This window comes from Cellulophaga sp. F20128 (assembly GCF_023015805.1).
In the GTDB taxonomy this organism is placed as follows: domain Bacteria; phylum Bacteroidota; class Bacteroidia; order Flavobacteriales; family Flavobacteriaceae; genus Cellulophaga.
In genome coordinates, this window is sequence record NZ_JALKBA010000001.1 from 156,364 (window position 1) to 170,864 (window position 14,501).

The following is a 14,501-nucleotide window of genomic DNA, read 5'->3' on the forward strand; positions in this document are numbered from 1 at the left end:
TAAGGATTCATTTAAAAAACTGAGATGAAAAAAATTACAACATTCTTACTATTACTTGCTACTCTAGGATTGACTGCCCAGCATACCATATCTGGAACTTTTACACCTGCAAAGGACTTTACTTGGCTTATTGTATATCAGGTAAAACCAGGCACACAGGTCTATATAGCCGACACAAAAATAGAAGACGGTAAGTTTAACTTAACCTTACCTGAAGATACCAGCCCAGGAACCTATAGGTTGGTATATGCCGTGCCTCAAGAAGATTTTAATTTTGATGTAATCTACAGCGGAACCGAGGATATTGAATTGCATTTTAATGCCCAAGACAAGGTTACTTACACCAAATCTGAAGAAAACATACTGCTAACAAAGTATTTTTTAGAGATAAATGCGGTGCAACAACAAATTATAGATTTTTATACAGCTAGCAACACCAATAAAAATGAATTAGCCAATCTCTACAAAAAACTAGCATCCACCCAAGCAACCTATGAAAATGACTCTAAAGAATTACTTTCAAACCATTTTATTAAGGCCAACGCTCCCTACATCGCTAAAACCCATGAGTCTATTTATGACTTTGTTGAAAATAAAAAGAAGAACTATTTTATACATCTCGATTTTAATAACCCACAATTACAGGCTTCTGCTTTTTTAACAGATAAAGTCTTAAACTATGTTTTTACCTCTTTGCCACTTCATAAAATCACCAAGTCGGAGACTGAAAATTTCCTGAATCAGAACATACAAACGGTAGCTAAAAACTTAAAAGGAGTTTCAGAAATGTTTCAATTTAACCTGTACTATGATCTCTGGATTTATGCGGCAAGTGCTAAATACGACATCACCTCTGATTACATTTATTCCAATTATTTAAAAAACTTAGGAATCAGTACAAACAACCAAGAATTAATCAAAGGCATAGAAGCACATTCAAGGCTTAGAGAAGGCGCAATAGCGCCAGAAATAACATGGAACAACGATAAAGACAGCTTAAGTACCTTGCCGGCTTCTGAAAACTACCTGCTTGTATTTTGGAGTAGCGGCTGTTCACATTGTTTAACTGAATTACCCTTATTACACCAAGGGTTAAAAAGCTATAAAACGGTTAAAGTACTGGCGGTTGGCCTGGAAGATGATGCTGTGGAGTGGAAACAAGAATCGGCTAAGTTAAGTGATTTTACACACGCACTCGCCTTAGGAAAATGGGACAGTAAGTATGCGGAGATTTACAATATTTCTGCAACTCCTACCTATTTTATATTGGATAAGGATAAGAAAATAATTAGTAGCCCTGAGAATTATGAGGACGTGCTTTCCTATTTTAAAAAATAAGCAAAGACACAAGACAAGCCTCAAAGGATCCATCGGATAATAGCTGCGAAATCCAAAGTAATGGATTAACTACTAATGAGAATCCAAGATTCCTACAATGCTTTTAAATCTTTTATTGTTTTAAAGGCTATATCTACTTGATCATCATTAACCAAGATAGTAAATTCATTGGTTGTTGAAATTACCTCATAGAGCACAATACCCTCCCATGCCAATCGCTGAAAGATAAAATAATAAATTCCAGGTACGGAAACATTTTCGGCGGGTAATTTCACTGTAATGGATGATAAGTTTACCGCTTTTTGGGTGCACCTTTCATTTTTAAACAATTCTTCAACCGTAGTTTCCAGTGAGTTGTTAACTACTATATTTAGTTCGTTTACCCCACGTGAAGAGGTATAAAAAATATCTTTATTTTTATTAACCTCCTTTAAAAGGTGTGTTTGATTTTCTAAAATTGAATCCGACACTAAAAACGTAAAATCGGTTAAAGAAGAGCGTACCGTTATCTCCCCAATATTCTTTAAAACCTTAATAATTTTATGTGTTGCTCTAAATTCCAAATCATCAGAAAGTCGCTTTAGTGCCATTACAATAGCGCCATTTCTAATATCTTTCCCTAATTCATTTTCTATTTCAGGCTTTATAATGCGCGACAAAGAAGTTAAATTAATAATATTTTGTGCTAAGGCACTTTGTAAAAAAGGCTTCTTCTTAATGTATTGCTCAACTACTGATGAAATTGTTTTCATGTATTCCTTGTTTGATAATTAGACCAGTTTCTAACCTATAATAAGTTAGAATTTTATGTTCAAATAGTATTTTTGATACTAAAAAAATTTATTTAGCTACAAAAATAACAACATGTTACATATAAAACAAATTCTATTTTAGCAAAAACCAATACTTTTTTTGCTTTAAAAATGGTAAAAAGCATTTTCTAGGTGTTCTATTACTATATTTTTGTTTGAATTTTGTTTTAAAACGGTGATTATATCAAAACGTACATCAACATCTAGATCCTTACTAATAACATAATGATCAGCAGCCATAACCAAAAGTTCAATTTTTTTTTCAGTTACCGTCTCTGCTATATGTTGTAAAAAATCGCTACTTCTAGCCTTGACCTCAACAATGGCTAAAACATCCCCTTTTTTAGCAATAATATCAATTTCTGCTTTTAAATACCTATAATTTCTATGACAAACAGCATATCCTTTTTTTTGCAAAAAAGCTACCGCTAATTGTTCACCCTCCTTACCAAACTCATTGTGCGCCCCCATACACGACTCTTTTTTTATTCAAAAAACGGCATTTCATCGAAAAAATAAGCATTTCAGCATCTAAACTAGCGATTCTACCGTAAATTGTAATGTGATTCTAACCTAAAATATATCCTTCTAATATACTGATTTTTATTTTTTTACGTTAAAAGTAAACACAATACCAAAGAACCTACGGACTAATGCAACTATAATTATGGAATATTTTGTGAATTGTAACTCCGCATCCTTAAACCCCATTGGAGGCACTCTAGATAAACAAAAAGCGGAACATTTATTCAGGCGACTAGGCTTTAGCGCCTCCGTCACAACTATAAATACTGCTATAGGCCAGCCTATTTCTGCCTATGTAGACAATCTAATTGCTGAAGCAATTACGATGCCTCCTCAAACGGCACCAATTTGGGCAGATTGGACAGGCGCAGATTACCCCGCAGATGATGATGCTAGAAATCAACTTCACAATCAGCAACGTACAGAATTTTACAATATATATGTTAGTGGCTTAGTGACCAACAACCTTAGAGATCGACTTAGTTTCTTTTGGAGTAATCATTTTGTTACGGAATACAGGAACTACCAAGCAAACCCTTTTTTGTATCGCTACGTAGATTGTTTGCAACGCAACGCTATTGGTAACTTCAAAACTTTTGTAAGTGAAATAGGCCTAACAGATGCCATGTTGTATTATCTAGATGGTGTGTATAATAACGGAAACAACCCAAATGAAAATTACGCTCGTGAATTGTACGAGCTTTTTACATTAGGTGAAGGAAATAATTATACAGAAGAAGATATAATAGAGACCGCCAAAGCCCTAACGGGTTATGTAGAACGTGGTGATGAAAGCTATACCCCTGTTACTTTTGACCCAACAAAACACGACGCAGGAAGCAAGACTATTTTTGGCCAAACGGATACTTTTGATTACGATGGCGTTATAGATAATCTCTTTGATGAACGAACTACAGAAATCAGTTGGTTTATCTGTAAAAAATTATATGAATTTTTTGTACATCCCGATTCTGATGACGAAGAAAACAATGGAAATGCAAAACAAGTCATTGATGAACTTGCTACAACCTTTAGAACCAGTGGTTTTGAAATAGCAGCCGTTTTAAGCCAATTATTTAAAAGTGAACACTTTTTTGATGACGAGGCTATTGGCGTAATTATTAAGAGTCCTTTTGACATCTATATAAATCTCTTAAACGAAACAAGTTTCACCTATGATGATGCTATAATTGCAAACATAGCCAACACTTGTAGGCTTATAGGACAAGAAATGTTTAATCCGCCAGGTGTAGAAGGTTGGTATAGAGACAGAACTTGGATTAATACCAATTTTATGATTGGCCGTTGGTTATCTTCCGAAATGTTCTTGCAACTATTTTATACAAATAACCCAGATGAATTTTTTGATTTTGCAGTTTCTTTAACACCTAATCCGGCAACGGAAAGCAATCCTGATGTTGTTACAATGGCGATTTTAGATAAACTTCTACCGAAAGGAATTGCCGATGATCAATTGCAAAACGCCTATGATGTTTTTAGGGATGATGCGCTAACACAATATTACGCAGCTCCAGAAGGAAATGGGTCTTGGTCATTGTATAATTACGAAGAGCACTCCAAGCAACAAATATATTTTTTACTACTACATATTATAAGACAACCTGAATTTCAACTAAAATAACCTATTATTATGTGCAATACACGCCCCAAAATACATCACAAAGACAAGGATGCCCATGATTTAGAGCACAAAATCTGGAACAGACGTTCCTTTTTACAAGCTATGGGTATCGCCGGTTCTGGTTCTATAATGCTAGGTAGTAATATGGTAACAGCATCATCACCTTCGCCTTTAACAAATGCAATTGCAGCCGCAGAAACCGATAAAATTTTAATTCTAATTCGGCTTGCTGGTGGTAATGATGGTTTAAGTACGGTAATTCCTATTGAGCAATATGATGCTTATGCCAATGCACGACCTAATATATACATTCCTGAAAGTAAAGTTCTGAAATTAACCAATGAATTTGGGGTACCATCCTACATGCAGTCTTTAGAAGCTATGTGGGGTGAAGGTCAGTTTAAGGCCGTACATGGTGTGGGTTATGAAAATCAGAGTCTTTCCCATTTTACAGGCTCGGATATTTTTGCCAATACAGATTTAACCACAACTGGTTTCACCGGAGAAGATACAGGTTGGATGGGTAGACATTTTGAATCGCTCTATGAAGATTATTTAATAAATCCCCCAGAATCACCTGCTGCTATACAAATTGGTCAATACGGTAGTTTGGTCTTTCAAGGCGAGGAAACCAATTATGCTTTTGTAACCAGCAATATAGATCAGCTGGAGCGCATTGCAGAAACGGGAGAAAATTTTGCTTTAAACGATCCTATGCTATTTGGTGATTGTATGTATGGTGACCAACTTCGATTTTTAAGAGGTGTCGCAAATACTACCTACGAATATTCGGGTAAAATACACGAAGCCTATGAAAGGGGTCAAGCCCTTAAGTGTGTGGAATACCAAGACAACAGTTTTGCAAGACAATTAGCACTTTTGGCTAGTTTAATTAAAGGTAATTTAGGAACAAAAGTATATATGATTTCCATGGGTGGTTTTGACACCCATGGAAATCAACCTTTAGCTCATGAGCGCTTAATGACCAACTTATCTGTTGCGATCAATGATTTTTACAAGGACTTAGCTTGTACAGAACAAGATGATAAAGTATTAAGTATGACTTTTTCAGAATTTGGTCGTAGAATTTTTGAAAATGGTTCTAACGGTACAGATCACGGAAAAGCTGCTCCTACCCTATTCTTTGGCTCTGGATTAAATGGCAGTGCCTTTGTAGGAGATCATCCTTCGCTTGAAGACCCCAATCAAAGAGGAAATTTAGAATACACAATGGATTTTAGAGATTTGTACGGTACCGTACTTGCAGAATGGCTTTGTGTGCCAAGAGCCTTAGTTGAACAACATTTATTAGGAAGACCATATGTGCCTGTTAATTTAGGATTTAACTGTAGCGGTGAAGATTTTCCGGATATTGTCTACAGCGATGGAAATCCAGATTTACCTGGACCACCAGATGGCGGAACCGACCCAACAGATCCGAACCCAGAACTAGAAAATGTCATTGTACATAAGCCCTATTATCCAACAGAAGGCAACCCCTCTATACATTTAGAAATGCCTTTTACAGCCCATGTAGACATTCAATTATACAATATTTTAGGTCAGAATCTCGGTACAGTCTACAATGCCATGACTACCGAAGGATCTCAAGAAATAAACATAAGAGAACGGATGCCCGTAAACCTTGCTACAGGTAAATATATCTATCGAATTAGTGTTCAGAATCAAAAAATGAGCAAGTCCGTTATGGTGGCATAATCAACAATACAACCATAATGATAAAGCCTTCACTATTTAAAAATAGTGAAGGCTTTAATTTTTTACATCATTTTCTGCTGCCCTCCGCCATAAAAATCTTTATTTTTGCAGCCTAATTCAATATTTAATGGCTCAACAATCAAAAACACCAAGTAGATATACCATCACCGCAGCATTACCCTATACCAATGGTCCAATTCATATTGGGCATTTAGCAGGGGTGTATGTACCTGCTGATATTTACGCTCGCTATTTGCGAGGCACTAATAAAGATGTTGCCTTTGTATGTGGTAGTGATGAACACGGTGTTGCCATTTCTATGAAGGCAAAAAAGGAAGGAATTACCCCTAAAGAAGTTATTGATAAATACCATGCCATTATAAAAAAGTCGTTTCAAGACTTTGGAATAACCTTTGATAATTACTCCCGTACTTCTGCCCAAATACACCACGATACAGCCTCTGAATTTTTTAAGAAATTATATGACAAAGGCGATTTTATAGAAGAAATCACAGAACAGTTGTATGATGCAGAAGCCCAACAGTTTTTAGCAGACAGATTTGTCACTGGCACCTGCCCTAAATGTGGTCATGAAGAAGCATATGGAGATCAATGTGAAAATTGTGGCTCCACACTTAGTGCTACGGAACTAATAAATCCTAAATCCACAATATCTGGTGCAGTCCCCACCTTAAAAGAAACAAAACATTGGTTCTTGCCTTTAGATAGGTATGAAGACTTTTTAAAAGAGTGGATATTAGTAGGACATAAAAGTGATTGGAAGCCCAACGTTTACGGACAGTGTAAATCATGGATCGACGATGGTTTAAAACCACGAGCGGTAACCCGAGATTTAGATTGGGGAATCCCCGTGCCTGTTCCTGGAGGAGAAGGAAAAGTATTGTATGTGTGGTTTGATGCACCCATTGGTTACATTTCTTCAACCAAAGAATGGGCCGCCCGAGAAGGAAAAGATTGGGAACCGTATTGGAAGGATGAAAACACCAAAATGCTACATTTTATTGGCAAAGACAATATTGTATTTCACTGTATCATTTTCCCGAGTATGTTAAAGGCGCATGGCGATTTTATTTTGCCAGAAAATGTTCCTGCCAATGAGTTTCTTAACCTAGAAGGCAACAAACTATCTACCTCTAAAAACTGGGCAGTTTGGCTGCATGAGTATTTGGAAGATTTTCCAGACATGCAAGATGTTTTACGATATACCCTAACAGCAAATGCCCCGGAAACAAAGGATAACGATTTTACATGGAAAGATTTTCAGGCCCGCAACAACAACGAATTGGTTGCCATATTTGGAAACTTTATCAATAGAGTTGTAGTCTTAACCAATAAATATTACAATGGTGTACTACCTACACCAGCAGCATTTTCAGAAATTGATATCGCTACGCTGGCTGAAGTGAAAAAGTATCCTGAGATCATTTCTAGTTCTTTAGAACGATACCGGTTTAGAGAAGCTGGACAAGAATTAATGAATCTTGCTCGTCTTGGAAACAAATATTTAGCCGATGAAGAGCCGTGGAAAGTTATAAAACAAGATGAAGAACGCGTACAAACTATTATGTATGTTGCTTTGCAAATAGCATCCGCCTTAGCTGTTTTAAGTGAGCCTTTTTTACCCTTTACATCAACGAAACTAAAAAATATTTTAAATATAGCTCCATCAGATACAACTGTGCAATGGGATACTGTTGCTACTTTAGATGTATTATTGCCTGCTGGTCACGCTATAAACAAAGCAGAATTGCTGTTTCGAAAAGTTGAAGACAGCGAAATTGAAGCCCAATTATCAAAATTACAAGCCACCAAAAAAGCAAACGAACAAATGAACAAAGTTGTTTCTCCCCAAAAAGACACGATTACTTTTGACGACTTTACGAAATTAGACATGCGCATTGGAACCATAATTGAAGCAGAAAAAATGGCAAAAGCCAAAAAGCTATTGGTTTTAAAAGTAGAAACAGGCTTAGATACACGTACCATTGTTTCTGGTATTGCCGAAAGCTTTACTCCGGAAGAAATTATTGGAAAAAAAGTAACCGTACTGGTAAATCTTGCACCCCGAGCATTACGCGGTGTAACAAGTGAAGGAATGATTTTAATGACAGAAAATGCCGATGGGAAATTGGTTTTTGTAAACCCAGATGAAGCGGGAGTTGATAATGGTGAAACCATTAATTAAATCTTTATTTCTTCTTATAAAAAAATTCATGAAATGAATTAAAGACGGTATGCTTTTTGTTTACATTACAGCAAACAACCTAAAAAACAATTTTTATGAAATTAATAATACTAGCCTTTTGTACAACACTAGTACTTTTTACAAGTTGTAATTCATCTCAAAAAAACAAACCTACTACCGATACAAAAGAGGAATCACCCGCAATAGAAATTACCGATAAAAACACCACTATGAAAAATACAAAGTGGAAATTAATGACTTTAATGGGATTAGATGTGAGCGACAAACAAGCGTTTATCACGTTTTCAGAAGACAATACCGTATTTGGAAACACGGGTTGTAATTCCTTTAATGGAAACTACGAAGACTTGCCAGGTTTAAAGGTTTCTATAGGGCAAATGGCCGCAACTTTGCGAGCGTGTGAAGACATGGAAATTGAAAAACAATTCATGGCTGTATTAGAAAAAGCGGACAACTACTCCTTACAAGGTATAACCATGTCCTTAAACAAGGCTAGGATGGCCCCATTGGCTACATTTGAAGCGATTACCGAAGAATAACTGGCAATAAAACAGCATTTTAAAGTCATCTTGCTTAAAAAACAGCAATTGTAATCTGAGCACTGGTTCCTAGTAAATACCCTTAAATTTTATTAAATTGCAGTATAAATAAACGTGTAAATTATGGTATCAAAAAATATTGAAAAAGCACTTAACGAACAAGTAAAAATAGAAGCAGAATCTTCTCAAATCTATCTTGCAATGGCTTGTTGGGCCGAAGTTCAAGGTTTAGAAGGCATTGCTGGTTTTATGTATAGTCAGGCTGATGAAGAACGCGATCATATGCTTAAACTGGTAAAGTTTATCAATGAGCGTGGTGGCCATGCCCAAATATCTGCACTTACGGCTCCCAACGGTTCATTTGCTTCCTTTAAAGAAATGTTTGAAAAATTATTTGAACATGAAGTGTATGTATCCAACAGCATTAATGAGCTTGTCCATATCAGTCTTCAAGAAAAAGATTACGCTACCCATAATTTTTTACAATGGTATGTAGCGGAACAAATTGAAGAAGAAGCAATGGCCCGAACAATTCTAGACAAAATAAACCTTATTGGCAATGACAAAGGAGGCTTATACCTGTTTGATAGAGATATACAGCAGCTAACAATCACCACCGCCTCTACCAGTTCGACACCCTAAATTTAACAAAAAATTTTTATTTAGATTAAGTAAGAATAGTTACATTTGCGTCACTATTTTATACTTTGTTGTGGGTAAAAAGAAGGAAAAAAAGCGAGAAAAGGCATTCAAAAAAATACAAAAGACAAGGCTTATCGCTGGCTCCAAAGTAAAAAGTAAATGCTGCGAAAAATTTAAAAAATCCGAGCACAAACGCTGTAAAAAATGTCCTTGTTTTGATTTAATACAAAAAGTAGCCTAAACACCAATCACTGCTGTATTCTATTTTACGACTCACTACAATCTCAATGTTGCACATGAACAAGTATATGAATTAGCATTTATTCTATTTGAGTTAAGCAATGGTCTAAATTTTAACTTATTTCGTATATATAAAAACTATTTAACCTTATGAAACATATATTATTACTATTAGTGTCCGTTAGTTTAATTTCTTGTGGAGCTTCAAAAAATGTTAGCATTAACAAAAAAGAAATTAAAGGAGATTGGACGCTAAGCACTGTTAGTTACAGTGAAGCCGGAGAATACGCCATAACACTTTTAAACGATGCATCTAAAGCTTGTTTTGAAGGGAGTACTTGGCAGTTTATCCCTAACAACAATACGGGTACATATATGATATCAGATAGTAATTGTGGTACAGGGGAGCGTAATTTTAATTTTACAATTCAAGAAGTAGATAAAGTTACTGGCCTGTATGACTTTCTTTTAAAACCTACCAATCCAAAAGGAAAAAGCCAAAACAATGTAGGTTTCAGGTTAGAACTAACGCAACTTACTGAAAATACTATGGTTTGGCAACAAACTTTGGCTGTAGAAGGAAAACCATTCACAATTACCATGAACTTCTCTAAGTACTAAAATTTATACCAATAGAAAGCAATATCTGTGTATAAAACACAGTTTATACATTTTATTCAACAGATTTAAACACTAAATTAAACACATGAAAACTACATTAAAAAGAATATCAACTACCGTATTTGTACTATTATTAATTGCAAGTTTTACCAATTGTAAGGCCGTTCAAAATGCGAACAACAAGCAAAAAGGAGCTGCTATTGGTGTGGCTGGTGGTGCTTTACTTGGTGCAATAATAGGTAATAACGTTGGTAAAGGAAATAGTGAACTAGGGGCTGTAATTGGTGCTGCCGTTGGTGGCGGTGCTGGTATTCTAGTTGGTAACAGAATGGACAAGCAAGCACAAAAAATTGAAGAGGAAATTCCTGGAGCGCAAGTAGAACGTATAGATGACGCTATTGTAGTTACTTTTGATGAAAATAGTGGTGTCTATTTTGATACTGAAAAGTACACTATTAACACTGCTTCGCAAGCAACTCTTAATAAATTGGCTGGAGTGTTTAAAGAATATCCAGATACCAACATTTTAGTTGTTGGACATACTGATAGTTCTGGTCCTGCAGATTACAACATGACGCTTTCTAAAAACAGAGCAAATGCTGTAACTTCAAACCTTATGAGTAAAGGTTTGATGGCTAGTAGATTTACCACAAAATGGTTTGGTGAAGAGCAACCAACCAACGATAACACTACAGCAGATGGTAGAGCAAAAAACAGAAGGGTAAACATTGCCATTGTACCGAATGAGAAAATGATTAATGATGCCAAAGCGCAGTCTGGCGAAAACTAGAAAATTTTAAGCATTTAAATTCGATTAAATCAATTGAGTTAAATATATTAGAGACCTTATAAAATAAAATTTATAAGGTCTTTTTTAATGATAAAATTTATAGTTTCTCACACCCAGCTTCCAGAAAGCAGTGTTCAAAATACGGTACAACTTTTAAACGAAGATTGTACAATTCCCTTTATTTCTAGGTATCGAAAAGAAAAAACTGGCAACTTAGACGAAGTTCAAATTGGCGCTATTGTAACCTACAAAGCACTATTTGAAGCTCTGGACAAAAGAAAAACTGCCATTGTAAAGGCGCTGACAGAACAAGGCGTGCTTACCTCCGACCTGGAAGCTGCCATCGCAGCTACCACCAATCTTACTGCCTTAGAAGATTTGTACCTGCCCTATAAGAAAAAGCGTAAAACAAAAGCAGAAACTGCCATAAAAAACGGTTTAGAACCCCTTGCCAAACAAATTATGGCCCAGCGATCAGAGGAAATTGAACATGCGGCTTCAAACTATCTAAATGACACTATTATCAACGAAGATCTAGCATTAGAAGGAGCTAGACATATTATAGCGGAATGGATCAATGAAAGAACTGACATACGGAACAATATACGCTACCAACTAGAGAACTATGCGGTAATTGCTACCAAAGTAATCGGCACCAAAAAGGAAGATGAAAAAGCTCAAAAATTTCGAGATTATTTTGATTGGAGTGAAGCGCTAAAGCGCTGTCCTTCTCATAGATTATTGGCTATTTTACGCGCAGAAAACGAAGGCTTTATTCGCGTTAAAATTGAGATTGATAACGAACGTACGCTAGACAAAATAGAAAGTCGCCTTATAAAAAGTAACAACGCCTGCGCGGAGCAAATAAAAATCGCCGTAGAAGACGCCTACAAACGTTTACTTTTCCCATCGCTCTCGAATGAATTATTAAAAAGTGCCAAAGAAAAGGCTGATACAGCTGCCATTGCCGTCTTTTCAAACAACCTAAAACAACTCTTATTAGGTTCTCCCCTAGGCGAAAAACGAATTCTGGCATTAGACCCGGGATTTAGATCGGGCTGTAAGCTCGTATGTCTGGATGCTCAAGGTGATTTACTTCACAATGAAAACATATACCCCCATGCACCACAAAACAAGAGCACAGAAGCCATAAAGAAGATAAGTTCCTTGGTAGACGCCTATAAAATTGAGGCCATAGCTATAGGTAACGGCACAGCCTCGCGGGAGACTGAATTTTTAGTGAAACGTATTCAGTTTAAAAACCCCATGGAAGTGTATGTAGTTAGTGAAGCCGGTGCTTCCATTTATTCTGCTTCTAAAATTGCTCGAGATGAATTTCCAAACTATGATGTTACTGTTCGTGGAGCAGTATCTATTGGGAGACGCTTGGCAGATCCTTTGGCAGAATTGGTAAAAATTGACGCCAAGTCTATAGGCGTTGGACAATACCAACACGATGTAGACCAAACCAAATTAAAGCAATCGCTAGATACCGTAGTAGAAAGTTGTGTAAACTCGGTTGGCGTTAACATTAATACCGCCAGTACTTCTTTGCTCAGTTATGTTTCTGGGATTGGACCAAAATTGGCAGAAAATATTGTTTTATATAGAAATGAAAATGGTGCGTTTGCCAGTAGAAACGATATAAAAAAAGTACCGCGATTGGGCGGAAAAGCATTTGAACAAGGGGCTGCATTTTTACGCATTAAAAATGCAAAAAACCCTTTAGACGATTCTGCCGTTCACCCAGAAAGTTACGCCTTGGTAAAACAAATGACTACCGATGTAAAAGTTGCAATGAATGAGCTTATTGGTAATAAAGAACTCCTCAAAAAAATAGACTTGCAAAAATACTGCTCTGAAACTGTTGGCCTACCTACCCTCCAAGACATTGTAAAAGAATTGGAAAAACCAGGACTAGACATTAGAGAAAAGGCCAAGGTATTTACCTTCAATCAAAATATTAGAGCTATTACAGATCTTAGTCCAGGTCAATTACTACCAGGTATTGTGAATAATATTACCAATTTTGGTTGTTTTGTAGATGTGGGTATTAAAGAAAGTGGACTTATCCATATCTCCAATTTATCAGATACTTTTGTAAAGGATGTTAATGAACACGTAAGCCTACACCAGCAAATTATAGTAAAAGTGTTGGAAGTAGATGTAGCTAGAAAACGAATCCAATTGGCCTTGCATAAAGCAAGTTAGATAAAATCTAACTTGCTGAATGTTTTGTTTAATATCTTAGTGTCATTTACCCGCAACCATTGATCCAAAATAGTGGCATAAATTGACCTAAAATCGATACTATGTACTATATCGCCATTGGCATCCAAGTTTTCTAGATCTGGAGATTCATTATAAAACCCCTTGGTTTTTAAGTTTTGCCCAAGAATAAACACATTGTTGGCTGCCCCATGATCTGTTCCGCCGGCTGCATTCTGTTTTACACGCCTTCCAAATTCAGAGAAGGTTAGAATTAATGTATCTTTAAAGGTGTCATTCTGTTTTAAGTCCTTAATAAAAACTTCCATAGACTCACTATAGGTCTGTAGCAAACTACTCTGTTTGTTCGCCTGATTAGCATGGGTATCAAAACCTCCCATAGAAACATAATACACTTTGCTTTCTAAATGCGAATTTATGAATTCTGCCGTGGTTTTAAGCTGCTCACCAAATGGATTTTTAGGATAAGTGAATGTACTTTCAAAGGTTGTAGAGGTTTCATAAATGTACTTGGCAGAAGAACTTGCCTCTATCATTGTCTTGTACAAATAACCCAAATTATGCTCACTTAAATGGGTTTCACTTTGTTTGTTCAATAACTTCTTAAAATAAGGCGTCTGGGTATTTCCAAATAATATTTTAGGATTTTTAGTAGCAATTCCATTCATGGTTTCCCCTTTTAAGATCAATGACAAGCTATCATCTAATTCTATACCCGAATAGGGCATTTTACCATAGATGTCTATATATCGACCCAGCCAACCAGAGGATAAGTATTCATTAGCATCGCTTGCCGTTTGCCAAATATCGGTAGACCTAAAATGGGATCTATTTGGATTGGGATAGCCTACATTATTAAGGATCGTTAGATAGCCTTGATCGTACAAATTTTTTAAAGGTGCTAAGCTTTTATGAAAACCTAAATGATCTGTAGCTTTAATAAGATCTTTTTTGGGAATAAAAAGATTGGGCCTATTCTTATAATACAAATCATTTGTAAATGGAACTATAGTGTTTAAACCATCATTTCCTCCAGACAATTGTACAATTACCAGTTTTTTAAATCCGAAGGACTCTTTGGCAACAGTTTCAAAAGCCTTTACAAAACTCGGCACAAGCACCAAACTACTGGCTAGCGTACTTTGTTTTAAAAAATTTCTTCTCTTCATCTTTTGAG

12 protein-coding genes are annotated in these 14,501 nt (G+C 36.0%); 9 read left to right on the forward strand and 3 right to left on the reverse strand.

Features of this window, described 5'->3' with window-relative positions:
• The first annotated feature begins 24 nt into the window (after positions 1-24).
• Complete coding sequence (locus MWU65_RS00675; RefSeq protein ID WP_247074804.1) at positions 25-1,338, forward strand: TlpA disulfide reductase family protein; 1,314 nt, start codon at positions 25-27, stop codon at positions 1,336-1,338.
• A 92-nt stretch (positions 1,339-1,430) separates the two neighbouring features.
• Here MWU65_RS00675 and MWU65_RS00680 read toward each other — a convergent pair whose 3' ends face one another.
• Both MWU65_RS00680 and MWU65_RS00685 read right to left on the reverse strand, forming a co-directional pair.
• Positions 1,431-2,090 (reverse strand): aspartate kinase, encoded by a 660-nt coding sequence (locus MWU65_RS00680; protein WP_247074805.1) that lies wholly within the window; start codon positions 2,088-2,090, stop codon positions 1,431-1,433.
• Positions 2,091-2,255: 165 nt separating this feature from the next.
• Positions 2,256-2,621: a YraN family protein gene (locus MWU65_RS00685; RefSeq protein ID WP_247074808.1), complete on the reverse strand. Its 366-nt coding sequence runs from the start codon at positions 2,619-2,621 to the stop codon at positions 2,256-2,258.
• Between the two features lie 196 nt (positions 2,622-2,817).
• Here MWU65_RS00685 and MWU65_RS00690 point away from each other — a divergent pair, with 196 nt between their 5' ends.
• The 8 genes from MWU65_RS00690 (at position 2,818) to MWU65_RS00725 (ending at position 13,306) form a co-directional block, all read left to right on the forward strand.
• On the forward strand, positions 2,818-4,317 hold the full coding sequence (locus MWU65_RS00690; RefSeq protein ID WP_247074812.1) for a DUF1800 domain-containing protein: 1,500 nt from the start codon (positions 2,818-2,820) through the stop codon (positions 4,315-4,317).
• Between the two features lie 9 nt (positions 4,318-4,326).
• On the forward strand, positions 4,327-6,036 hold the full coding sequence (locus MWU65_RS00695) for a DUF1501 domain-containing protein (RefSeq protein ID WP_247074814.1): 1,710 nt from the start codon (positions 4,327-4,329) through the stop codon (positions 6,034-6,036).
• A gap of 127 nt (positions 6,037-6,163) precedes the next feature.
• Positions 6,164-8,242 (forward strand): methionine--tRNA ligase, encoded by a 2,079-nt coding sequence (metG, locus tag MWU65_RS00700; protein WP_247074817.1) that lies wholly within the window; start codon positions 6,164-6,166, stop codon positions 8,240-8,242.
• A gap of 95 nt (positions 8,243-8,337) precedes the next feature.
• Entirely contained in the window at positions 8,338-8,802 is a 465-nt protein-coding gene (locus MWU65_RS00705; RefSeq protein WP_247074821.1) for an META domain-containing protein, read from the forward strand.
• Positions 8,803-8,925: 123 nt separating this feature from the next.
• Positions 8,926-9,444 carry a ferritin gene (locus MWU65_RS00710; RefSeq protein WP_247074825.1) on the forward strand — a complete coding sequence of 173 codons (519 nt, stop codon included), beginning with the start codon at positions 8,926-8,928 and terminating at the stop codon, positions 9,442-9,444.
• Between the two features lie 390 nt (positions 9,445-9,834).
• Positions 9,835-10,305, forward strand: a complete 471-nt coding sequence (locus tag MWU65_RS00715; RefSeq protein WP_247074826.1) for a lipocalin family protein — start codon at positions 9,835-9,837, stop codon at positions 10,303-10,305.
• An 85-nt stretch (positions 10,306-10,390) separates the two neighbouring features.
• Positions 10,391-11,095 carry an OmpA family protein gene (locus MWU65_RS00720; RefSeq protein WP_247074829.1) on the forward strand — a complete coding sequence of 235 codons (705 nt, stop codon included), beginning with the start codon at positions 10,391-10,393 and terminating at the stop codon, positions 11,093-11,095.
• Positions 11,096-11,182: 87 nt separating this feature from the next.
• Positions 11,183-13,306, forward strand: a complete 2,124-nt coding sequence (locus MWU65_RS00725; protein WP_247074831.1) for a Tex family protein — start codon at positions 11,183-11,185, stop codon at positions 13,304-13,306.
• On the opposite strand, the gene MWU65_RS00730 is transcribed toward MWU65_RS00725, so the two are convergent.
• Positions 13,303-14,493 (reverse strand): DUF1501 domain-containing protein, encoded by a 1,191-nt coding sequence (locus MWU65_RS00730; protein WP_247074834.1) that lies wholly within the window; start codon positions 14,491-14,493, stop codon positions 13,303-13,305. The genes MWU65_RS00725 and MWU65_RS00730 overlap by 4 nt on opposite strands.
• Positions 14,494-14,501: the final 8 nt, after the last annotated feature.